The 20293-nt window shown below is 61.0% G+C and carries 20 protein-coding genes and 1 pseudogene; 11 read left to right on the top strand and 10 right to left on the bottom strand.

What is annotated here, in order from left to right:
* Nucleotides 1–45: 45 nt before the first annotated feature.
* Nucleotides 46–297, bottom strand: a complete 252-nt coding sequence (locus PM3016_RS09215; protein WP_013915239.1) for a hypothetical protein — start codon at nucleotides 295–297, stop codon at nucleotides 46–48.
* Between the two features lie 155 nt (nucleotides 298–452).
* On the opposite strand from PM3016_RS09215, the gene PM3016_RS09220 reads away from it, so the two are divergent.
* Complete coding sequence (locus PM3016_RS09220; protein ID WP_013915240.1) at nucleotides 453–1118, top strand: tetratricopeptide repeat protein; 666 nt, start codon at nucleotides 453–455, stop codon at nucleotides 1116–1118.
* Here PM3016_RS09220 and thiO read toward each other — a convergent pair.
* From thiO to PM3016_RS09230, 3 genes are read right to left on the bottom strand one after another with little or no spacing between them, the layout of a single operon-like run.
* On the bottom strand, nucleotides 1113–2264 hold the full coding sequence (gene thiO / locus PM3016_RS09225; protein WP_014369240.1) for a glycine oxidase ThiO: 1152 nt from the start codon (nucleotides 2262–2264) through the stop codon (nucleotides 1113–1115). The two genes, PM3016_RS09220 and thiO, sit on opposite strands and share 6 nt — an antisense overlap.
* The gene (locus PM3016_RS39500; protein WP_238540476.1) at nucleotides 2264–2449 is read right to left on the bottom strand and encodes a thiamine phosphate synthase; all 186 of its coding nucleotides are present in this window, start codon (nucleotides 2447–2449) and stop codon (nucleotides 2264–2266) included. Before PM3016_RS39500 ends, thiO begins: the two co-directional genes overlap by 1 nt.
* A complete protein-coding gene (locus PM3016_RS09230; protein ID WP_238540477.1) occupies nucleotides 2421–2954 on the bottom strand; it encodes a thiamine phosphate synthase in 534 nt (177 codons plus the stop codon). The genes PM3016_RS39500 and PM3016_RS09230 overlap by 29 nt, the downstream gene beginning before the upstream one ends.
* Before the next feature lie 213 nt (nucleotides 2955–3167).
* Here PM3016_RS09230 and thiD point away from each other — a divergent pair, with 213 nt between their 5' ends.
* The 3 genes and pseudogenes from thiD (at nucleotide 3168) to PM3016_RS09245 (ending at nucleotide 5619) form a co-directional block, all read left to right on the top strand.
* Nucleotides 3168–4013: a bifunctional hydroxymethylpyrimidine kinase/phosphomethylpyrimidine kinase gene (thiD, locus tag PM3016_RS09235; protein WP_013915243.1), complete on the top strand. Its 846-nt coding sequence runs from the start codon at nucleotides 3168–3170 to the stop codon at nucleotides 4011–4013.
* A gap of 107 nt (nucleotides 4014–4120) precedes the next feature.
* The gene (locus tag PM3016_RS09240; protein ID WP_013915244.1) at nucleotides 4121–4564 is read left to right on the top strand and encodes a DUF86 domain-containing protein; all 444 of its coding nucleotides are present in this window, start codon (nucleotides 4121–4123) and stop codon (nucleotides 4562–4564) included.
* Between the two features lie 394 nt (nucleotides 4565–4958).
* Nucleotides 4959–5619: pseudogene (locus PM3016_RS09245) on the top strand (helix-turn-helix transcriptional regulator).
* A gap of 169 nt (nucleotides 5620–5788) precedes the next feature.
* Here the strand turns inward: PM3016_RS09245 and PM3016_RS09250 are convergent.
* Nucleotides 5789–7120 (bottom strand): hypothetical protein, encoded by a 1332-nt coding sequence (locus PM3016_RS09250; protein WP_014369243.1) that lies wholly within the window; start codon nucleotides 7118–7120, stop codon nucleotides 5789–5791.
* 169 nt (nucleotides 7121–7289) lie between these two features.
* Here PM3016_RS09250 and PM3016_RS09255 point away from each other — a divergent pair, with 169 nt between their 5' ends.
* Both PM3016_RS09255 and PM3016_RS09260 read left to right on the top strand, forming a co-directional pair.
* Nucleotides 7290–7469, top strand: a complete 180-nt coding sequence (locus PM3016_RS09255) for a hypothetical protein (protein WP_013915247.1) — start codon at nucleotides 7290–7292, stop codon at nucleotides 7467–7469.
* Entirely contained in the window at nucleotides 7466–7693 is a 228-nt protein-coding gene (locus tag PM3016_RS09260; protein WP_013915248.1) for a hypothetical protein, read from the top strand. Before PM3016_RS09255 ends, PM3016_RS09260 begins: the two co-directional genes overlap by 4 nt.
* A gap of 84 nt (nucleotides 7694–7777) precedes the next feature.
* Here the strand turns inward: PM3016_RS09260 and def are convergent, their stop codons facing one another.
* Nucleotides 7778–8305 carry a peptide deformylase gene (def, locus tag PM3016_RS09265; RefSeq protein WP_014369244.1) on the bottom strand — a complete coding sequence of 176 codons (528 nt, stop codon included), beginning with the start codon at nucleotides 8303–8305 and terminating at the stop codon, nucleotides 7778–7780.
* A gap of 76 nt (nucleotides 8306–8381) precedes the next feature.
* Nucleotides 8382–10022, bottom strand: a complete 1641-nt coding sequence (locus tag PM3016_RS09270) for an LCP family protein (protein WP_014369245.1) — start codon at nucleotides 10020–10022, stop codon at nucleotides 8382–8384.
* Nucleotides 10023–10274: 252 nt separating this feature from the next.
* Here PM3016_RS09270 and PM3016_RS09275 point away from each other — a divergent pair, with 252 nt between their 5' ends.
* From PM3016_RS09275 to PM3016_RS09285, 3 genes are read left to right on the top strand one after another with little or no spacing between them, the layout of a single operon-like run.
* The gene (locus PM3016_RS09275) at nucleotides 10275–11564 is read left to right on the top strand and encodes a hypothetical protein (protein WP_014369246.1); all 1290 of its coding nucleotides are present in this window, start codon (nucleotides 10275–10277) and stop codon (nucleotides 11562–11564) included.
* A complete protein-coding gene (locus tag PM3016_RS09280; protein ID WP_014369247.1) occupies nucleotides 11549–12265 on the top strand; it encodes a response regulator transcription factor in 717 nt (238 codons plus the stop codon). Before PM3016_RS09275 ends, PM3016_RS09280 begins: the two co-directional genes overlap by 16 nt.
* Nucleotides 12262–13701, top strand: coding sequence for a sensor histidine kinase (locus PM3016_RS09285; protein WP_014369248.1), 1440 nt, complete (start codon nucleotides 12262–12264; stop codon nucleotides 13699–13701). Before PM3016_RS09280 ends, PM3016_RS09285 begins: the two co-directional genes overlap by 4 nt.
* A 1279-nt stretch (nucleotides 13702–14980) precedes the next feature.
* On the opposite strand, the gene PM3016_RS09290 is transcribed toward PM3016_RS09285, so the two are convergent.
* A complete protein-coding gene (locus PM3016_RS09290) occupies nucleotides 14981–15628 on the bottom strand; it encodes a bifunctional 4-hydroxy-2-oxoglutarate aldolase/2-dehydro-3-deoxy-phosphogluconate aldolase (RefSeq protein WP_014369250.1) in 648 nt (215 codons plus the stop codon).
* Nucleotides 15629–15947: 319 nt separating this feature from the next.
* On the opposite strand from PM3016_RS09290, the gene PM3016_RS09295 reads away from it, so the two are divergent.
* A complete protein-coding gene (locus tag PM3016_RS09295; protein ID WP_014369251.1) occupies nucleotides 15948–16421 on the top strand; it encodes a DUF948 domain-containing protein in 474 nt (157 codons plus the stop codon).
* The gene (locus tag PM3016_RS09300) at nucleotides 16399–16794 is read left to right on the top strand and encodes a YtxH domain-containing protein (protein WP_013915256.1); all 396 of its coding nucleotides are present in this window, start codon (nucleotides 16399–16401) and stop codon (nucleotides 16792–16794) included. The genes PM3016_RS09295 and PM3016_RS09300 overlap by 23 nt, the downstream gene beginning before the upstream one ends.
* A 292-nt stretch (nucleotides 16795–17086) precedes the next feature.
* Here the strand turns inward: PM3016_RS09300 and PM3016_RS09305 are convergent, their stop codons facing one another.
* Both PM3016_RS09305 and PM3016_RS09310 read right to left on the bottom strand, forming a co-directional pair.
* On the bottom strand, nucleotides 17087–18313 hold the full coding sequence (locus tag PM3016_RS09305) for a phosphodiester glycosidase family protein (RefSeq protein ID WP_014369252.1): 1227 nt from the start codon (nucleotides 18311–18313) through the stop codon (nucleotides 17087–17089).
* A gap of 94 nt (nucleotides 18314–18407) precedes the next feature.
* The gene (locus PM3016_RS09310) at nucleotides 18408–20171 is read right to left on the bottom strand and encodes an EAL domain-containing protein (protein ID WP_238540478.1); all 1764 of its coding nucleotides are present in this window, start codon (nucleotides 20169–20171) and stop codon (nucleotides 18408–18410) included.
* Nucleotides 20172–20293 lie beyond the last annotated feature (122 nt).

Genomic DNA, 20293 nt, shown 5'->3' on the forward strand with positions numbered 1-20293 from the left:
CGGCTCTTGATCTTTGGTGTCTGTCGCTGTGATGCAGGAAGCCGGTTATTGACCGCCCCGGTGACTGCGTTCGTTCTTTTCCCACTTGAAGTTGGAGAGAATGAAGCCTACGACGCTGAAGACGAGCAGGCGGATCGTCAGCCACTGGCCGGTGACCGTGCCCTGCGTCAGCCATTCCATGCCGGTGAAGAGCGCCGTCAGACCGACGCCCCACGCAGCGACCCCGTAATACATTACGTACCTTGCCTTGCCCATCGTGCGGATTTTGGCCCATTTGGCCGCTTGTTCCTGGTTCATTCGCTTTCCTGTTCCCCCTGATATCGTCATGCTTATTATTTCGCCCCGGCACCGCCGCACTCCTGCCCTGCGGACCTTCCCGCCCGGAAGATATTTGATGTAAGAATATGGTATACTCAGTGAAGACTATCGGAAGGGCAGGAACGGATGCAGGCATGAGTAAATTTTTGTTGTTTGGACTTCTTTTTTGGCTTACGGGCAACCCCTTCGTTGCCATCTTGGTCTTATTGGTCATCTTCTATGTGCTGGACCGCCGCTTCGTCGGCATCACCCCAAGCATCTTCAAGCCGATCCAGCGCATGCGGCGGCTGTCGAGGCTGAAGGAGGAGCTGCGGATGAATCCGCATCATACCTCCACGAAGCTGGATATCGCTCGCATCTATATGGAACAGCGCAAATACGCCGATGCCAAGGAGCTGCTCGGGCAGGTCCTGGCCGTCATGGAAGATTCAGCCGACGTGCTCAGCGAGCTCGGGATCTGCGAGCTGAAGCTCGGCCGGCCGGAGGAAGGGGAGCGGCTGATCCTCGAAGCGGTAGAGCGCAACCCGCGGGTCAAGTACGGCGAGCCGTACCTGCGTCTAGGCGAGGCTTTCGCGGAGCGGGACAAGGAGAAGGCGGTCGGCTATCTCCAGCGCTTCCGTGAAGTGAACTCGTCCTCGTGCGAGGCCTACTACCGGCTCGGCCAGCTGTACCGCCAGCTCGGCAGGGACGAAGAAGCCCGCGGAGCGTTCCGCGAAGCGGTGGAACTGTACCGCGGGCTGCCCAAGTACAAACGCCGGCATGAACGCCGCTGGGCGCTGCTGGCCCGCTTCCGGTCATAGAGCCGGAGCGGGTTGGTTCAGGTGGCGGGCCGGATCGAACGGGGCGAGATCCAGCAGCGGCTTCTCGCCGAGGGCCAGCTGCCGCACGATACGGCCGGCGGCCGGCGCGAGCAGAATGCCGTTGCGGTAGTGCCCCGTCGCGAAGATGAGGCCGGGCGCTGTCTCCCAGGTGCCCATGAACGGGAGGCCGTCCCGGGTGCCCGGTCGAAGGCCCGCCCAGGTCGAGAGGAACTCGGCGTCCGCGAGAGCGGGCAGCAGGGCGGAGGCTCTCGCATGCAGGTCCGCGATGACGGCGGCCGTGGCCCGCTTGTCGAAGCCGGCCTCCACCTGCGTCGCGCCGACCAGGCACGAGCCGTCCGCCTTCGGCACGATGTAGCAGCCCTTCGTGAAGACCGTGGACTGCGTCAGCGGAGCCTGGGGCTTCACGGAGATGCACTGGCCCTTGACGGGGAACATCGGCAGAGGCAGCCCGAGGGGCTCGGTCAGCGCGGGGCTCCAGGCGCCGGCGGCGAGCACGACGGTGTCGGCATACAGCGGACCTTCCGCCGTCTGCACGCCGGTGATGCGCCCGCTGCGGGTGTCCTTCAGCAGCCGGAAGACCGGCGTCTCCTCACGGATCGTGCAGCCCTGCTTCACGAGCGCGGCTTTCAGCGCACGTGCCAGGGCGGCGGGATGGACCTGGTGATCGGCCGGAAAATGCAGACCGCCCCGGACCTTCGGAGACAGCGCCGGCTCCAGCTCCCGGAGCTCATCCGGGGTGCACCAGCGCGCGTCCTGAATCCAGGCGAGGCGGGAGCGGAGCTCCTGCTCGTCCTCTTCCGTCAGCGCTGCGCGGAGGATGCCTTCGGCAATGTACTCGGTGGACACGCCGCCGGTATGCTCCAGCGCGTCGGTCCAGCGGCGGTACATGCCCTGGGAGATCCGGCACAGCTCGTAGAACGGGCCGGGGTGATGCGTCTCCACCTGGGCGCCGAGCATGCCGGCTGCAGCGGTGGTTGCCTCGCTGCACAGCCGGCCTTTATCGAGCACAGTGCAGTCGAAGCCGGCTTCGCTGAGCTGGAATGCGGCGGCGCAGCCGATTACGCCACCGCCGATGATGATCGCCTTGGGCCGGCCGGCCGAAGGGGTAAGGTGCTTCGTATTCATTAGAAGGTCCATCCTTTCCTGGGCTTGTGCCGGGTCCGGTCGAGCCCGAACCGGAAGGCCCTGAGCTGGCCGGCCGGGTCGGGGTGGCCGAACACGGACGACAGCACGGCAATGCCGGCGGCGCCGGTGGACAGCACTTCGTCGACGAGCGCAGGCTCAATGCCGCCGATGGCGATGACGGGCACAGGGCACGCCTCCACGGTGTCGGCCAGCGCCTGGCAGGCCCCTTGGGGCCAGGCCCGGCTTGGAGCCGGTCTCGTACACGTGCCCGTAGAGCACGTAGTCGGCACCGCCGGCGGCCGCCTCTGCGGCTTCCTCCGGGCTGTGCACGGAGCAGCCGATCCGCATCCGTCCCGGCGGGGCCAGCTCCCTGGCTTCGGCCGGGGAGAGCGAGGCGCCGGTGAGCTGCACGGCGTCCGCACGGACGGCCAGGGCCGCGTCGAGGCGGTCGTTGACCGCCAAGGCGGCCCCTGGGGGCAGCAGCGGCTTCAGCCGCCGGTACCATGCGGCGAGCTCGTGCGCGCTGCGGTGCTTCTCCCGGATATGGAGCATGTCGATCATTCCCGCGGGAATGATGCTGAGGATGGAGGCGGCGGCGTCCAGCTCCAGCCGGCCGGTCGTCAGCACATGCAGGGCATGGGTTCTCCCGGCGGGAGGAGGGGCGGCAGCTCCCGGATGTTCATGGGTCATGGCTCGAACGAACCCTTTCTGCATACATTTGGTATCCCCATCATACCCCTCCGCCCGGGAGGCGTCAAAGCGTTTGTCCCACTTGTCATAAAATGATCACGTAAGCGCTCTTCCGCTTGATGGCGTGCGCCTTGACGCGTCCGGAAGGGCGTACTACACTGATGAAGGAAGCAATAGGACGAGCGTCTGCAGTACCGAAGGAGAGGAATCCGAATGACTTTGTACAAAGCGTTAACGATAGCCGGCTCGGACAGCGGCGGAGGGGCCGGCATCCAGGCCGACCTCAAGACGTTTCAGATGCTGGACGTCTTCGGCACGTCGGCCGTCACGGCGGTCACTGCCCAGAATACGCTCGGCGTGCACGGGATCTACGACATCCCGCTCGAAGGCATCGAGCGGCAGATCCATGCCGTCCTGACAGATGTGGGGGCGGACGCCGCCAAGACCGGGATGCTCTCCCAGCCGCAGGTGATCGAGCTCGTCGCGGACTGCATCGCGAAGGCGGGGCTGACCCGGCTGGTCGTGGACCCGGTCATGGTGGCGAAGGGCGGCGCTTCGCTGCTGGCCGAGAGCGCCCGGGATGCGCTTCGGGAGAAGCTGCTGCCGCTGGCCGCCGTCGTGACGCCGAACCTGCCGGAGGCGGAGGTCATCACCGGCCTGAAGCTGAGCTCGCTGGATGATATGAAGAAAGCGGCCGTGGTGATCGTAAAGGAGATGGGGGCGGGAGCCGCCATCGTCAAGGGCGGGCACTATGAGGGCGCCCCGACGGATGTGCTCTATGACGGGGAGTCGTTCCATCTGCTCAGCGCGGAGCGGTATGAGACCCGGCATACGCACGGGACCGGGTGCACCTTCTCGGCGGCGGTCTGTGCGGAGCTGGCCAAAGGCAGAACGCTGCTGGAGGCGGCCCATACTGCGAAGAAGTTCATCACGCTGGCCATCCGTTACGAGCTGGGCATCGGCGGCGGCCACGGGCCGACGAACCACTGGGCCTATACGCGGCACGGAGGGGACACGGACAGCGGGGTACAATTACAGAAGGAGCTTACGACACCATGAGCTACGAATATCTGATGCAGGCTCTCCTGCTGATCATCCTGCTGTTCGCCGCATTCCCGGCCGTGATCCTGTGGTCGCGCTGGAAAAAGAAGAAACGGGGATAAGTCATGTACTATGTAAACCATGAGCAAATCGATACCCGCCTCGCGTTCCTGCCGACGCTGACGGCCGCCTGCCGGCAGCTGGAAGCCGCCGCGTGGGCCGGCGGCGGGGAGAATGGCGGTGCGCTCCTGCTGCACCTAGCCCAGGAGCGTACCCTGTACCTGGCCATTGAGACGGTAACGGACGTCGGCAGCCTGCTCATTGACGCATTCATGATGCGCGATGCCAGCTCCTATGAGGATATTGTCGACATCCTGGCCGGCGAAGGGGTGCTCGAAGCCGACACGGCCGCCGTGCTCCGCGAGCTTGTCGGTCTGCGCCGTGCACTGACCCAGGAGTATACCTCGGTGGAGCGCAGCGGTCTTCATCCGATGATCTCCCGGCTGCCCGCAGCCCTGGAAGCCTTCGCGGAGCGGGTGCCGGCGTTTATCCGCAAGGAAGTGATCTAGCAGCGGGAACCCGGCTTTTCCTGGACCCTTTCGCGGTTGGGTTCGGAAGCCGGGGGATGTGCGGAAAGCGGACTTCGCTTGGGAAACAAGGAATGCAGGATCTTACGCTGAGGCCGTCTTTCTTGGGACGGCCTTAATTCTTGTAAGGCCAGCCGGTGCAATCCGGCTGGCCTATTTATTATGCGGAGGGGCTTATTTCATGGAAGGAGGTAGGAAGAGCTGCCACTTTCTGTGTACCATTCCTCGTGACAGCCGGGAAAAGGGGGCTTTATATACATAGTAGTATAGTAATTTACTTATGGCGTACTTTCGTATACAATAAACGTATTCATACGGTACAGACATGAGCCGCGCATCGTAAGGCGGCTGGCTGCTAGAAGGACGGTGAGACCGCATGAAGACGGAAGACGGCTCCACACGCAAGGTCATAGTAACGATGCTTAAGACCAAGGGACCGCTGAGTGCAGGGGAGATGGCGAAGCAGCTCGGCATTACCGAGATGGCCGTACGCCGGCATCTGCACACCCTTGAGCGGGACCAGCTTATCGAGGCCAAGCTTGTGCGGCAGGCCATGGGGCGTCCGGCCCACCTGTATTCCTTGACGGAGCATGCGGACGATCTGTTCCCGAAGAAGTACCAGCACCTGGCGATGGATCTGCTCGAGGAACTGGAGCTGACGGCCGGTGCGGACAAGGTCGATTTTCTGTTCGACCGCCGCAAGGAACGGCTTAGTCTCACGCTACCGGGAACGGATGGATGCCAAGGACTGGGCGGGCCGCGTCAAGGAACTGGCGGCGATCCAGAACGCCAACGGCTATATGGTTGATCTCGAACAGCTCGAAGACGGGACCTATCTGCTCCAGGAATTCAACTGTCCGATCGCCCAGGTCGCGAACCAATATAATCATGCCTGCTCCTGCGAACTTGCCATGTTCCAGAGCCTGCTCGGTCCGGAAGCGCGGATCGAGAGGACGGAATGTCTGGCCAAGGGCGGGGGCAAGTGCACCTACGAAATTCGTCAGCTGTCCGCGGCTGGCGATGCGGAACCATCCTGACCGGCTTGCTGCCGTCAGGATGGTTTTTTGTTTTGCAGGGGAGGAGACAAGAAGAGGCTGAAGCCATCACGATCACCCGTTCACCGTTTACACAGGGGTTCGCCGCGGGGCTGGACTGGTGTTCAACAGAGAAGAAACCGTCCGGCTTCGGGAGCCGAACGGTTTCTGGCTATGCGCTGCGGCCTACTTCACCCTGCTTTCGGACCTTCTCCCCGGCTGGAAGGCCGCTCTCCGCACGCCTGCTGCACCGGTTGTTGACGGCGGCGGCCGTACAGGATACCAGAGCCAGTACGGCGAGAACCATGAGCTTCTCCCGCAGGCCGGCCGAGCCCAGATCGTACATCAGCGCCTTCACGAAGATGCAGATGAGTGCGAACGATCCGAAGGCCTGGTACCGCTTGCGCTGCTTCCAGGTTCCCCACAGGAACAGACCCAGTGCATGCCCTCCCCATATGGCCGACAGGGCCAGCTCCCGCGGCAGGAACCCGGCTTCATTCCACGGCAGGAGTGAAGCAGCCAGCCCGCCGAAGCAGACCTGGGTAAGCAGGATCAGCGAGCCGTTTACGATGCGGTTGTCTTCCTCCTGCAGCCCGCCGAAGGCGCTGCGCCTGCACAGGAGCCCCCCGGAGAGCAGCAGGAGCAGCCAGATGCCCCAGGGTCCCTGCAGGAAGGGCTGCCCGTGCGCAGCGGCCGGCAGGTCTGCGGCGGTATGGAGCTGGAGCCACAGCCAGCGGAGCAGAACGGCCAGCCAGACGAGGATCGCGCCGCCCCTCAGCAGGTCGAGCCGGCGCAGCTGCCCGGCTGCCAGCAGGCCCATGGAGAGCGCAATGCCGCAGATCAGGAAGAGCTGCGGAGGCAGCTGCAGGTCCCGGGCGAACCGGATGGCCGCCAAGAGGAGCAGGAACAGGCCTCCGAAGAGTTTGGTCATCACGGGAGTGGAGAGCTCCTGTGTCATCCGGTACGTGCCGAGCGACAGGAGCAGATAAATGCCTCCCATGGCCAGCATGACATAGGTTACCGGAAGCCCTCCCTTCCCCAGGACGAGAACCCAGAAGCCGAAGAGAAACCCGTTCACGATCCCGAGCCGCAGGTTCAGCCCCCCCTGCTCGCGGCGCTGCATCCAGGAGGTGCAGAAGAGGGCGGCTGTGTAGAACAGGTAGATGGACCAGGCCGCCCGCAGCGGAGTGCTCCAGCCTTCCGGTCCCGGCAGGTGGAGCTGCAGGTAATAGAGCAGGAAGAGCAGCCAGGTGCCGGCGAAGGCCGCAAGCCGCAGCTCCCGCCAGCCATAACGAAGGCTGAGCAGGAGACAGACCAGATTCCATAGCAGGACGAGCCCGCCGGCCCCCGCTTCACCCAGCCGGGTATACAGGCTCTCCGAGCCAGCCAGTCCGCGGGCCAGGAGCAGCCATCCGGCCAGCAGTCCCAGCGCCGCGGCTGCCCGCCCCCAGGCGGCAGGCAGAACGGCGGGACTGTGTCCCATCCGGTACAGGGTTTCCTTCATGCGTCTCTCCCCCCGATACTTGATCATATAAACGGATTGTAACGGGATCTTAAGCGGCTGCGTAAGTACTATTTTTTTCTAGTACCGGTGGGAAGACCAGTGGAGTGTAAGAAACGGGAAGGAGGGCCATCCTAAAACCGATCCTGTGAATCCGAGGAGGGGAACTGCCATGGACAGCATTCAATTTCGCCGGTTCAGCGAGGGGCTGGGCCGCTCTCTGCCTCAGGGTGTGGCGGCCGAGAGATGGAACGAATACATGCAGTACCGGGACGAAGAGGACCAGGCTGAGGATGACACTACGGAGATGGAGCGGCAGGAGCCGCCGCGCATAAGGAGGATCAAGCCATGAGCCGTCTGAATGAAATCATGGAGAACCACGAACAGCTGGAGAAGCTCAACGCGCTGCTGAAGCACTACAGCGTCAATGCCGAGTTCGTCACGGCGTCGCTGATCGAGAAGCTGGACTGTCTCTCCTCCTCCTCCGAGGAAGAGGAAGGCGAAGAAGGGGCAGCGGCCCAGGAGCCGAATGCCGAGCTGCTGGAAGACCTGAAGCGCTTCTCTTCGGGATTCTGATCCATGCAGAACGTCAAAAAGAGCGGCACTGGGCCGCTCTTTGCTTTTATCTGTAGGACTGTTATTCCGGTCGTCAGGCCCTTCTTAGAAAGCCGCCTGGCCGCTGCGGGACATCCGGACCGCTTCCCAGACGGATACCGCTTCGCCGGTATCTTCGTTGAAGAGCTCCCCGTCTTTCAGGTAATCGATATACAGGATGCCGTCGAGATGGTCGATCTCGTGCTGCATGCAGACCGCCGTCCGGCCCTCCGCTTCGAGGAAGACCTCCTGTCCTTCCCGGTTCAGGGTCTTGACCCGCACCTTCTCCGCGCGCTTGACCTCTCCGTATAATTTGGGCAGAGACAGACATCCTTCGATGGAGGCGATTTCGCCGCTCTTCTCCACGATCTCCGGGTTGATCAGCTCGATCAGACCCTCTCCCATATCCAGCACGGCCACCCGCTTGGCGATTCCAATCTGAGGTGCCGCCAGACCCGCCCGGCCGGAGTCGGCATATAACGTTTCCTTCAAATCGTTGAGCAGCTTGAGCACGGTCGGTGTCATTCCGGGAACGGGTCTGCACTTTTCCCTCAATACGGGGTCTCCAAGCTTGCGGATGATTTTTTCTGCCATTCCTTCCCACCTGACTTTCTGTTCATGTTTCTTCCAGTATACTGTGCCTCTATCCCAAAAAGAAAGACCGTCCCGCTCAGCGGAACGATCTTGTAGCTGCAGGCTCGGACGGCGCGTCGGCCTCCGCCTTGATTTCGGTTTGAACCTTCGTGGACCCGGCTGCCGGTACGGACGAAGGCTCGGTAGTCTGCGTCGGTGCCGATTGCGTGGGTTGTTCCACCGGCTCGGTGGTCTGCGTTGTTGTTGTCGTACCCGCGGCAGGGACCTTCGTTGACTCCGTACCCGTCGTATCGGTGGCGTCCGGAGCCTTCGTAGAATCGGTGGCCGGCGTCTTCGTCGAATTCGTAGTCTGCGTGGTGTTCGTCGCCGGAGCTTTCACCGAATCCGTCGCCGGCGTCTTGGTGGAATTCACTGTCTGAGTTTTGGTGGTCTCCGAGGTTGGGCTCTTGGCCGAATCCGTGGTCTGCGTCTTCGTCGAACCGGTCGTTTGTGTCTTCGTCGAAGTTGAACTTGAAGTCTGTGTCTTCGTCGAGTTCGTGGTCTGCGTCTTCGGCGTGGTGGTCGTCTGAGTCCTGGTTGAGTTCGCCGTCTGCGTCTTCGTCGAATTCAGACTCTGCGAATTCGCTGTCGATGCCGGTTCCTTCGATGCCACAGCCCGGTCGATCCCGAAGCGCTTGTAGAGCGAGCTGTATGTAGATCCGGATCCGCTCGCCGTCTGGGTATCGGCTGGAAGCTCCAGCTGCGCCCGGAGGGAAGCGATCGCCGCGGCCAGATCTTCCTCCTTCGGCACGATGTACGGGCTCTCCCAGCGGCCGTTCAGGTGGATGAACTCGATGCTGTCGGGCTTCAGCTTCTGGAAGGAGAGAATGAACCGCCGCAGCTCGTCGGCCGGGATATCCGTCTTGACGCTCTTGCCGGCAATCTCCAGGATTCCGCCCCATCCGGCGATGCCGCTGAAGGAGGTCATTTTGTCCAGGAGCTCATCCAGCACCTTCTGCTGCCGTTCGTTGCGCGCCGTATCGGAGGATTCCTCCGTCCCGCGGTTGGACTTGCGGTAGCGCAGGAAGTCGAGCGTCTGCTTGCCGTTCAGCGTCTGCAGGCCCTGCTTCAGATTGATGTCGGTGCCGTCCCACGTGTCCACATAGCGCATATCCATGTCGACATAGGTTTCGATTCCCCCGAGCTCATCGACCACATCCCGGAAGCCGTCAAAATCGATGGCCGCCATATAATCGATCGGCAGTCCGAACATGTCGCTGAACAGTTCTTTGGTCTTCGGGATGGCGCTATTTTTGTCCTGATTATAGTAGTAGGCGTAATAATAATTGGCTTTGTGGGCCGAGAGCCCGAACTCCTTGGGCTTCATCTCGAGATCCCGGGGAATGGAGACGACCGTGGCCTTGCGCGACTCGGGGTTCAGCGTGACGAGCATCAGTACGTCGGTATTCATGCTGCCACCGCTGCCTCCGCGGCTGTCCACCCCGGTAAGCAGGAAGCTCATCGGTCTCCAGGTGGCCTCACTGGCTGAAGCTTCGCCGGACAGAAGTCCCGTCTTGATCGGCGAGGGAGTGGCTACGGACATATTCTGAAGGGCCTTGTCGGCTTGAAAAAAGAGATATCCGGCATACGCGGCGGCTCCCGCTCCCAGGACCGCAAGGCATACGACAGTACTACGGAGCGTGATACGTTTTTTGGATTTGATACGCGATGGAAACATCGTCTACCTCCTGCAGCGAATGTCGAACACTGCCTATCATCATAACGCATGTTATCGGCTAAAAGGTTACAAAACGATTAAAATTATTCCGGTATTCGCCAAAATGTTACGGAAATGTTACCCGGGCGGCCCGAATTTCTTTTACAATATAGGACAGGCTGTTAGTGGCTATTACCCATGTTGTATGCGAAATACGCATGGTGCAGCCGCGGGATGATCTGATTCTATGCGGAAGGAAGGGAAGCACCTGCCATGGGCGACTACCTAACCAAAGGGCTGCTTCTGCTGGCTCTGCTCGGCTGTACAGGCTGCTCCCTCATCGGACAGCCCGGCGCCTACATGCGTCTGCCGAAGCTGCCGGCGGAGCAGGAGACGCTGAAGTCCGTAATCGAGGCGGCCCTGCCTCCGGGGGCGGCCCTGGTCCGTCCGAGCCATGCCGTACAGGCCGGCGCGATCTCCGTGGTCGATCTGGACGGAGACGGGAGCGAGGAAGCGGTCTTTTATTATAAAATCAAAGAAAGCGAGCAGCTCCACGGCGAGATCTGGAGCCAGTCGGACGGGGCCTGGAAGCGCTCCGATTCATTCGAGGGGGCGGGCTACGAGCTCGACGAGCTGCGCTTCGAACGGATTACGCTGGATGACACCGCCCGCGGGGTCAATGTGGTCGCCGCGTATGCGACCTCGGAGGATGCCCCGAAGGGGCTCGCCGTATATGCGGTGGAGCACGGCCGGGCGGTGAAGAAGTTCGAGCTGCCGTACACGGATTACGTGATCGACGATCTGAACGGCAACGACCGCCAGGATCTCACCGTCATCCTTCATGACAGGGAGAAGCGGACCTCCGCCGCTGCCCTTTATGAATATGAGAACGGACTGCGGAAAATAAGCACCCTTACCCTCGACGGCACGGTAGAAGGGTATTACAGCATGATCAGCGGCCGGGTGACGCCGGAGCTCCGGGGCGTCGTGCTGGACGCGGCCGTAGGCGCCCACTCCTCCTATACGGAGATGCTGATCTACAGGGACGGCCGGCTCCGGCGGGCCTTCGATCCGAAGCTGACCTCGAAGGCGTACACCGCCCAGAGCGAGGATGCGGACCGCGACGGCATCCTGGATGTCGTCGGCATGGAGGCGCCCCCCGGGTGGGAGAAGCAGCCGATCGCGCTGATCCCCTGGATCTATACGTACAGCCGCTGGGACGGCAGCGGCGGCTTCCAGCGGGTGCTCCGGCGGTATTGGAGCGGGCAGGACGGATATTACTTCGATTTCCCGGCCGAGTGGCCGCCGGAGACCACGCTGGAGGTGGAGGAAGGAACCGCCGTCCGGTTCATTGCGGCTCCAGGCAGCACGGTAAGGCTGGCCGAGATCCGCATGTTTCCGATCGAGGCGTGGAATGAGGAGCAGACCGACTGGCTGCCGGTTCACCGGACGGCCGACAAGGTGCTGGCGATCAACCGGGAGGCGGAGGAGTACCGGAGCCTGCTGCACCTGCTGTCCGAGATGAAAAGCGAAGGGAGTGCGCCGGCATGGGCCGAATCTTGATACTGGAAGACGAAGATTCCATCCGCAGCTTCGTTGTCGTGAATCTGAAGCGTCAGGGGCATGAGGTGACCGAGGCGGTGAACGGCGATGAGGCCCTGGCTCATCTGCTGGGCGAGCCCGGCTTCGATATCGCGCTGCTGGATGTGATGGTGCCCGGCATCGACGGGTTCGAGGTATGCCGCCGCGTCCGGGAGGTCAATGAGCGGATCGGCATTATTTTTCTTACGGCGAAGGTGCAGGAGCAGGACAAAGTCATGGGGCTCTCCCTCGGGGCGGACGACCATGTCAGCAAGCCCTTCAGTCCGGGCGAGCTCATGGCGCGCATCCAGTCGCTGCTGCGCCGCATCAGCCGGACGGAGCAGCAGGAGGCCGAGGAGGAAGACGGTGAGAGTCCGGTCCAGAGCGGGCCGTTCGAGCTGCGGCGGGGGGCGATGGAGCTGCTGAAGCATGGGGAACGGATTGACCTTACACCGACGGAATTCTCGCTGGTGTCGCTGCTTCTCTCCCACGATGACCGGGTGTGGACCCGCGACGCCCTGCTCGATGCGGTCTGGGGCGCCGATTATGTCGGGGACCCGAAGATCGTCGACGTCAACATCCGCCGGCTGCGCCAGAAGATCGAGGACCAGCCGTCAAAGCCGGTCTTCATTGAGACGGTGTGGGGCAGCGGATACCGCTTCAACCGGGGGGAACGCCCATGATGCTCCGCCGCCGCTCTCTGCGGCTGCAGATGGTCTCCCGCTTCGTGATTGCCGTCCTGCTGGCCCTGGTGCTCGTAGAGGGCGTCTTTTTCATCGCGGTCCGGCAGTTCTATTACAGCGGCATCGTCGGGGTGCTCTCGAACCATGCCATGGTCTCGACGTCCTTCTACACCCGGTTCGCGGGCGACCTGCATTATACGAATCTCAACCAGCATCTGAGCCGGCTTGTGACGAGCTTTGCTTACGAGACGGCGGAGCTGGAGATTGTCGACCGGGACGGGAGCGTGCTCGCCGGGACGAGCGGGTTCGTGTCCTCCGGCCTGGTGCGCACGGCCGACGTCGCCGAAGCCTGGAAGGGAGGCACCGGGGTATGGAGCGGGACGAACCCGGCCACCGGAGAGCACATCATGGCCGTCTCGATGCCTCTCATCTTCGGTGGCCAGACCCTCGCAGTGGCCCGCTATGTTACCTCGCTCGAGGAGGTGGACCGGGTGCTCCGGGCCATCTATACGATCGCCGCGTGCGTCGGCCTGCTGGTGCTGGTGCTCGTGATCCTGTTCTCCCTCACGCTGGCGGACTCGATCGTGAGGCCGATTAAGGTGATGACGAGGGCGTCGGCCGAGATGGCCCGGGGGCGCTTCGATGTGCGTCTCGACGCCTCACACCCCAACGAGATCGGGGAGCTGGCCGGCACCCTCAATTACATGGCCAGCGAAATTGTACGCAGCGAGGCGCTCAAGAATGACTGGATCTCCTCGATCTCCCACGAGATCCGTACGCCTCTCAGCTCGATCAAGGGGTGGAGCGAGACGATGCTGACCGGCGATCTCGAGGACCGGGAGGAGACACGGCTCGGCCTGTCGATCATCTCGAAGGAGACGGAGCGGCTCGTCGGCCTGGTGGAGGAGCTGCTGGATTTCTCGCGGCTCTACCAGAAGAACATCGAGCTGGACTTGTCGGCGGTTCCGCTGCAGGCTTTGGTGGAAGAGGCGGCGCTCCAGATGAAATCCAAAACGGCGGCCAAGCGCCAGGAGCTGCGTCTGCTGCTGCCGGAAGAGCGGCTCGTCGTGCGCGGCGATGCCAACCGGCTCAAGCAGGTGCTGCTCAATCTGCTCGACAATGCGATCAAGTTCACGCCGGCCGAAGGGTGGGTGGAGCTGGAGGTCGCGCGTTTCGATGAGGCGACTGCCCGGGTTCAGGTGCGGGACAGCGGCATCGGCATCGCTCCGGAGCATCTCGGCAAGGTGGAGCAGAAGTTCTACCAGGCCGATCCACAGAAGGAGGGCACCGGGCTCGGCCTTGCGATCTGCCAGGAAATCGTGGCGCTGCACGGCGGAACGATGCAGGTGGCCTCGGTCGAGGGGGAGGGCACGGAGGTACGGGTGCTGCTGCCGCTGGTGATGGAGCTGGGAGCGGAAGTGGCGCCGGGGGGATGAGGAGAGGGTAAGGCGGGTGCCGGTAATCGAGTACCGTCTTCCACAAGACCCTTTCTATCTACCTGATCGGGCCTGGGCCTATTCTATCTGCCTGCTTACTAACTGCTGTTCGGCTGACCATCGAGGGGAGTTGGCGTTCGGATCAGCCGGGTTCGAGCTGCATGCAGGAGGATTCCCGGTTTGATGCCCCTTCGGTTCGAAAAAGTTATTTCAGGTTCGCGTAAATGCACCACTCGAGCGTCTCCCGTTATACCGATCACCTTTACATACTCACAGAGAACGGTTGATATCCGTGCTGCTCCTGTCCCTTTGGGGCAGTCCTGGCAGCGGCTGCTTTTCACATTAAGGGAGGCAGTCACAGGGCGTGGTGTCCGGACTTGAAAGTTCCGCGGTTAGACATCGATAGTGAAGAAGGCTCGCTAGTGTGTCCGCTCTCCGTAGAGAGGGATTACTCTCCGATCTATAGACTGATAGACGGACTGATAGTGAAAATGCAAAACAGGCGGCCCCCGCAGGATCGCCTGTTTTTGTGCTGCCGGACTACGCGGCAGGTAGAAGGGACAGGAGACGCCCTTTCTGCTGGGCGTGGTGGATGGATACGGGGGGATCGTTTCACAATTTTCAAAATAGCGGAACTGGAGTTCTCTATTTCGGTATTTGACGTGCTATTTCCGCCGATAACGGAACTCAGATGCCTTATAGGCTCCGTTCCATGGAAAAAACAGCCTCTTGCGTCCAGATAGCGAACCTCAGTTCCGCTATTTGAGTCGCAGCCTTTGGGAAGAAGTGCATAGCGCATCGGAGTTCCGCTATTTCTTATTTTCCAAGCCGGTAGCTGATCTCGTGACCGATTTCTCTTCTCCTGATCCAGCAGCGGCTTGAAGCGACCAGTTGTAGCAGTGCCCTGCGGAACGAAAGTTCGCGGGTTTATGAATCGTCGGTTCACTAAGAATACAGTTATCAGTAACTCATGAATGGGGGCTCCATAATTTCCCTTTTCCCTTAAGGCAGCATGCTTCCCTAAGTTGCGTGCCTCTTCCGAGGAAGCTGGGAGCTGAGCTCCCATCACCCCCGTCTTCCGCATATTTCCACTTTGCTCTGTCACCGAACGCCTCATTCGCAGGCGCTGGGCAGATTGCCTCTTCTCCAACGCTCAACGGAAAACAGGGAGCAAAGGTCGCCATGACCTGCCCCCTGTTGTTCTACGATAGTCTCCGCCGATAGATCGGGCCAGACTTCAATCCGGCGGTGCAGCATACCTGCAGCGGCTCAAGCGCCATTACCGGGTCTCCGCTCCCCGGACACCGGCCGCCAGTCGAGCCGCTTTGTCGCGGACCCAGCCGTAATTGCCGGCTTCAATCTCCTTCAGGTTAATGAGGGAGCCGCCGATCCCGACGCCATAGCAGCCCAGCTTGATGAATTCGCCGATGTTTTCCTCGGTCACTCCGCCTACCGCCATCATCGGGATATGGCTCAAGGGGCCCATCAGCTCCTTGATGTACCCGATGCCGAGGCTCGCTCCAGGGAAAATCTTAATCGCCGACGCACCGTTCTTCCAGGCGCGGACGACCTCTGTCGGTGTCATGGCACCCGGGAAGATCGGGATATCTCGAGCTGCGGCATAGCGGATGACGTTCTCATCGGTATTGGGCGTGACGAGATAGGAGGCGCCCGCTTCGATCGCAGCCCTGGCATCCTCCACGTCCAGTACGGTCCCTGCTCCTATGTACATTCGGTCCCCGAAAGTCTCCTGAAGGCGCGAGATCATCCCGAGCGCCCCCTCCGTATTGAGGGTGACTTCCATAACGGGAATGCCGCCGTCCAGCAGCGCCTCCGCCACACCCAGGATATGCTCTTCCTTCACACCGCGCACGATAGCCACGATGCGCGCGCTTTCGAGCAGGGCCAGTCCTTGTTCCCGGTTCATCTCGTTTCCCCCGTTCTCCCACGTTCTAAGCCGTTCACATACACTTCCAGGAAGGCTTGACTTCATACGTCTATCATTATAGCTGAATTTCAGAATTTGCCAATGCTGCAGGGGAGGAGGGGAGCGGCTCTGTCCTTTTTTTGCGGAATCAGTGTCAAAATGGGCTCCCCCGCTTATACTGTAGTATCTCATGGGCATTCGCCCTGGGAGCTGGCCGGAGGCGGCAGAGGAAGGTGCCGGCGGGTACATACCCGCCAAGATCCGGAAACCGGCTATAGGGGAAGGCAGCGGGTTTCCGGCAGGAAGGGGGAGCAGCGCCATGTGGTGGCAGTGGGGGCTCGGGCTTTGTATGCTGGCTTTCGTCGTGCTGGCCGCTTGTGCGGTTCGTCTGATGCGCGATGCCGGCTCGTCGATGCGGCGTACGGTGCAGATCCTCGAAGACGTTGAGCGGCAGGTGAAGCGCAGCGGGGAAGAATCCGAGCGGCTGCTTCGCGCATCGACGGCGGTGGTCGAGGAGCTGCAGCAGCGGATGCGGGCGGCGGATCCCTGGCTCGAAGCCGCAGCGGAAGCGGGGACGGCAGCCAAGCGGCTGTCCCGTTCGATGCAGGAAGCGGCGTCGTCGGTGGAGCGTACGGTGCAGGAAGCGCAGCGGGCCTTGGAGGGTTCCCGGGACACGGTAGGCGACGTGGTAGAGCTGACGACCGCCGGACTTCATCTGTGGCAGCGATGGCAGGCTTCCAGGCAGGCCAAACCGAAGGAGTGTAGAGAACATGACAGCACCGAAAAAAGGTAAGGATTTGCTTGTTGGCGCCGTAGTCGGAACGGTACTCGGAGCGGTGACGGCTCTGCTGTTCGCGCCCAAGTCAGGCCGTGAGCTGCGCTCCGATATCGCAGAAGGCGCACAGCAGGTAGGGGATAAGACTCAGCAGCTGGCGGCGGACGTAGCCGAGAAGTCGAAGCAGATCGTCTCCGTCGTATCGGAGAAGACGCAGTCGGCGGCCGGGACGATCTCCCGCGGAACGTCGGAGCTGGCCGTCAAAGCGAAGCAGGCAGCCGCTCAGGTAGGGCAGGCGTTCAAGAAGAACGGCCAGGGTGACGGCGCAGAGGAAGTGGCGGCGGCCCAAGCTTCCGTTGCCGCTACGACAGCCGAAGCGGAAGAGCATTAATCGGCAAAGGGACGCTGTTCGTCAAGAACACGCGTCCCTTTCTTTTTTGCTCAGCGTCTTGCAGCTCATATAACAACGGACGCTCACTGAAACGTATGAACCGGATCGAACCCAGCCTTTAGACAAGACAGGCGGGGAAGGGGAGACCGAAGTTGCGTTCTGAGCGAAGCCGGAGCATTCGTTCCGCTGCTGCACTATCACTAGTTCATTTATTTAACCAAAGTTACGATATGTTGGCCAAATGGATTGTCCTCGTCCTGGTCCGACATGAGGGTATTCGCTGCCGGCCCTATTACCACTTGGAGGCATCGATTTTGCGCGGGTCCAGGCCTTCCCAGATGTTCTTGATCCCCGTTTGATCTGGATCTTCAAAGACCAGCCAAGCCGTCGGCAGGTAGCGTTCGCCGTACTCGCTGGACGGCTTGTTGAGCGGCTGCAGGGCGGTGCCTTCTTTCTTGCCGTTCGTCGCTGCAGTACCTGCCGCATGGTCTGGAGCAATCCCTTCGATCGCAGAGGCGTGCTTCGGATTGACGACCAGGACGCTGGACGAGCCTCCGTCGAGGTTGGCCGCCGTAACGGCTCCGTGCTCAAGGAAAATCTGCTGGATGTCATAGAGACTGGCACCAATGCTGTGTCCGGGCTGGCGGCCGTCAATAATAGCGAGCAGGATCGTCCCGTCGGCCTTCTGCGCCATGGCGGTGCGAGGGGCGATCCCCCAGCCGTCGGCCTGGTTCTTGATCTGCCCGACGCCGTTCACAATGAAGCGGGGGGCGAAGGTAACGGCTTCTTGGACATTCATGTCCAGGAGCGCTTGGGCGGTATATTTGCCGGCGATCATCCGTCCGTCCTTATCGATGCCGACAATATGATTGGGCGTGCTCATCCCACCATCGTTATAAAAAATCTGCCCGCCGGAAATAACGAGGCCGGTAGGCTGAAACCCGTTGCCCTTCCATTCCGGATCGACGAAGCCGCCCGCGTTCACTCCGGCTACGGCATCCAGGCGCTGTACCATGGAGCTGACCTTCTCTCCCTTGCCTTTGGTTCCGGGAACCGCGATACGCAGCTTCTTGGGATCATGGACGATGAGCAGCTTGCCCTTGAAGTTCGCGCCCTGGATCTCTTCGATCGAGACAGCAGGCTTGGCTTCGGCTGCAGGGGCTGTGGTTTCAACGGCTTCCACACGCACGAGGCCTTGGTCTTTCGCCACCGAATAGTCGTCGAATTTGGCCATATAGCGGCTGACACGCTTGTCGAGCTCTTCCGTACCGATGAGATACTTGGCCCAGTGCCGGTGCTGGGTCGTAATCAGGGTATCGGCCATCAGCATTCGGACTTCGGTCCCGGAGGAGGTTAAGAAAAACCAGAGACTGCCTGCGGAACCAAGCAGGAAAAGGGCGGTCAGGGTATAGAAAAAGAGAGGGAGGGCAGTCGAAGATCGGCGCTTCCTGGACGTCTTGGAGAGGGGAGCCGTGCGGGCCGGGAGCTTGCGGGCCGCTTCGGACAGGGGAAGAGACATGATTCCATTCCTTTCATCATAAGGTGAAACCTTCCAACCAGTTGGACGAAAAAAAAGGGAGAAAAGTTGCAGAATCGCAGACTTTTTTCCCTGATTAGTGCATATACAGCTGCCGGTTCTCTTTGATCATCGTTTCGAAAGCGTCGGCGGGGATTGGCTTGCTGAACAGGTAGCCCTGGATCTTGTCGCAGCCTTGGGCCACCAGGAAGTCCAGCTGTTCCTGGGTCTCTACGCCCTCGGCCAGGGACTTGATCTTCAGCCGGTGTGACATCGCAATCAGCGCCGTCACAATGGCCGCATTATCCTCATCCAGCGTTACGTCCCGGATGAAGGACTGGTCGATCTTCAGCGTCTGGACCCGGAACCGTTTGAGATAGCTCAGAGAGGAATACCCGGTGCCGAAGTCGTCGATGGAGATACCGACACCGAGCGCCTTGAGCTTTTGCATCGTCTCGATAATGTGCGGCACATTGTTCATCGCGATATTCTCCGTAATCTCGAGGCAGAGACGGTCAGGGGCCAGGCCCGATTCCTTCAGCGCGTCGGTGACGATCTGAACGAAGTTCATCTGGTTGAACTGGATCGCGGAGATATTCACCGAGACGACCAGCGGCGGATAGCCGAGCTGCTGCCAGCGCCGGTTCTGCCGGCAGGATTCGAGGAGCACCCAGTTGCCGATCGGCACGATCAGCCCGGTCTCTTCGGCCAGCGGAATGAACTCGCCCGGTGATACGACGCCCCATTCGGGATGCTGCCAGCGCACCAGCGATTCCATCCCGTAGACACTGCCGTTGCGCAGGTCGACGATCGGCTGGTAGTGCACCTGGAATTCACCGCGCTCCAGCGCCTTGCGCAGATGAATCTCGAGGTTCAGGCGGTGCAGCGAGCGTTTGTTCATATCGGGATGGTAATATTGGAAGGCGTTGCCGCCCTTTTCCTTGGACCGGTACATGGCGATATCCGCATTCTTGAGCAGGGTATCGACCTCTTTGCCGTCGCTCGGGTACATGCTGATGCCGATGCTGGCAGTGACGAAGAGCTCGTGGCCTTCAATCACAAAAGGATCCTTAAGCAGATCCGGGATGCCTTTCGCAAACTGGGCGGCCTCATCGGCGTGGGCCATATTGGTAAGCAGTATGATAAACTCGTCCCCGCCGAAGCGGGCGACGACGTCTTTGTCGCTGACATAGTGGCGGAGCTTGCGGGCCAGCAGCCTGAGCAGCTGATCGCCTACGTGGTGACCCAGCGTATCGTTGATCACCTTAAAACGGTCCAGATCAAAAAACATCACGGCCATCATGCTGCCGTTGCGTTCCGCTTCCTGGAAGCACCGCCCGAGCTTCTCATCGAACATCAGCCGGTTGGGCAGGTCGGTGAGAGCGTCGTGGTAAGCCATATGCTGAATCTTCTCCTCGGCCCGTTTACGCTCATTCACAGCACGAATCGTGGCATAGGATCGGAGAAGGTGGTAGTCGTTCGTTTCGCTGATGATGCGGGAAAAAAGTTCTTCGGTAAGCTCGGGATTATGCCCGGGAATCGAGCTGTCCGCGCTTTTGATGAGCTGCACGGCATTCTCTACGTGCTCTTTGTGTATACGTGCGGCCGAAGCGGTCTTCGGCTTTTTGGAACCGGCTGAGTTTAAGTAGACGAGACCCTTGCGGAAATCATACTCTTCCACGTGGTTCATGTTAACGATATTGGCGCTGTCGAGCATGCGAAACCCGTCTTCGAATAACCATTCTTCCAGGTTATCGAACGAAAAGTCCAGGTAGAAGGATTCCTCCTGGGTATGGACAATCATCTCGCGTTCGCGGATGCGGTCGATCTTCACGACATCCGAGGCATCAATGATCAGCACTTCCGAGCCTCTCTTGCCATCACGCGTTACCGGGATTTTTTGCATATCTTCGTTCAGCTCCATAGGAGTAGGATTAGGCTGAGGGTGGTTCACCGATCAGCCCGGTGATCCGGGTTGGTATG

The organism is Paenibacillus mucilaginosus 3016, assembly GCF_000250655.1.
Lineage (GTDB): Bacteria > Bacillota > Bacilli > Paenibacillales > NBRC-103111 > Paenibacillus_G > Paenibacillus_G mucilaginosus.

Excerpts from the sequence above, each read along its gene's own strand:
- PM3016_RS09220 (WP_013915240.1), top strand. The coding sequence starts at position 453 with ATGAGTAAATTTTTGTTGTTTGGACTTCTTTTTTGGCTTACGGGCAAC.
- PM3016_RS09300 (WP_013915256.1), top strand. The coding sequence starts at position 16,399 with ATGACAGCACCGAAAAAAGGTAAGGATTTGCTTGTTGGCGCCGTAGTC.
- PM3016_RS09260 (WP_013915248.1), top strand. The coding sequence starts at position 7,466 with ATGAGCCGTCTGAATGAAATCATGGAGAACCACGAACAGCTGGAGAAG.
- PM3016_RS09270 (WP_014369245.1), bottom strand. The coding sequence starts at position 10,022 with ATGTTTCCATCGCGTATCAAATCCAAAAAACGTATCACGCTCCGTAGT.
- PM3016_RS09285 (WP_014369248.1), top strand. The coding sequence starts at position 12,262 with ATGATGCTCCGCCGCCGCTCTCTGCGGCTGCAGATGGTCTCCCGCTTC.
- PM3016_RS09215 (WP_013915239.1), bottom strand. The coding sequence starts at position 297 with ATGAACCAGGAACAAGCGGCCAAATGGGCCAAAATCCGCACGATGGGC.
- PM3016_RS09250 (WP_014369243.1), bottom strand. The coding sequence starts at position 7,120 with ATGAAGGAAACCCTGTACCGGATGGGACACAGTCCCGCCGTTCTGCCT.
- def (WP_014369244.1), bottom strand. The coding sequence starts at position 8,305 with ATGGCAGAAAAAATCATCCGCAAGCTTGGAGACCCCGTATTGAGGGAA.
- thiO (WP_014369240.1), bottom strand. The coding sequence starts at position 2,264 with ATGAATACGAAGCACCTTACCCCTTCGGCCGGCCGGCCCAAGGCGATC.
- PM3016_RS09280 (WP_014369247.1), top strand. The coding sequence starts at position 11,549 with ATGGGCCGAATCTTGATACTGGAAGACGAAGATTCCATCCGCAGCTTC.
- PM3016_RS09275 (WP_014369246.1), top strand. The coding sequence starts at position 10,275 with ATGGGCGACTACCTAACCAAAGGGCTGCTTCTGCTGGCTCTGCTCGGC.
- PM3016_RS09230 (WP_238540477.1), bottom strand. The coding sequence starts at position 2,954 with ATGACCCATGAACATCCGGGAGCTGCCGCCCCTCCTCCCGCCGGGAGA.
- PM3016_RS09240 (WP_013915244.1), top strand. The coding sequence starts at position 4,121 with ATGTACTATGTAAACCATGAGCAAATCGATACCCGCCTCGCGTTCCTG.
- PM3016_RS09255 (WP_013915247.1), top strand. The coding sequence starts at position 7,290 with ATGGACAGCATTCAATTTCGCCGGTTCAGCGAGGGGCTGGGCCGCTCT.
- PM3016_RS09305 (WP_014369252.1), bottom strand. The coding sequence starts at position 18,313 with ATGTCTCTTCCCCTGTCCGAAGCGGCCCGCAAGCTCCCGGCCCGCACG.
- PM3016_RS09290 (WP_014369250.1), bottom strand. The coding sequence starts at position 15,628 with ATGAACCGGGAACAAGGACTGGCCCTGCTCGAAAGCGCGCGCATCGTG.
- thiD (WP_013915243.1), top strand. The coding sequence starts at position 3,168 with ATGACTTTGTACAAAGCGTTAACGATAGCCGGCTCGGACAGCGGCGGA.
- PM3016_RS09295 (WP_014369251.1), top strand. The coding sequence starts at position 15,948 with ATGTGGTGGCAGTGGGGGCTCGGGCTTTGTATGCTGGCTTTCGTCGTG.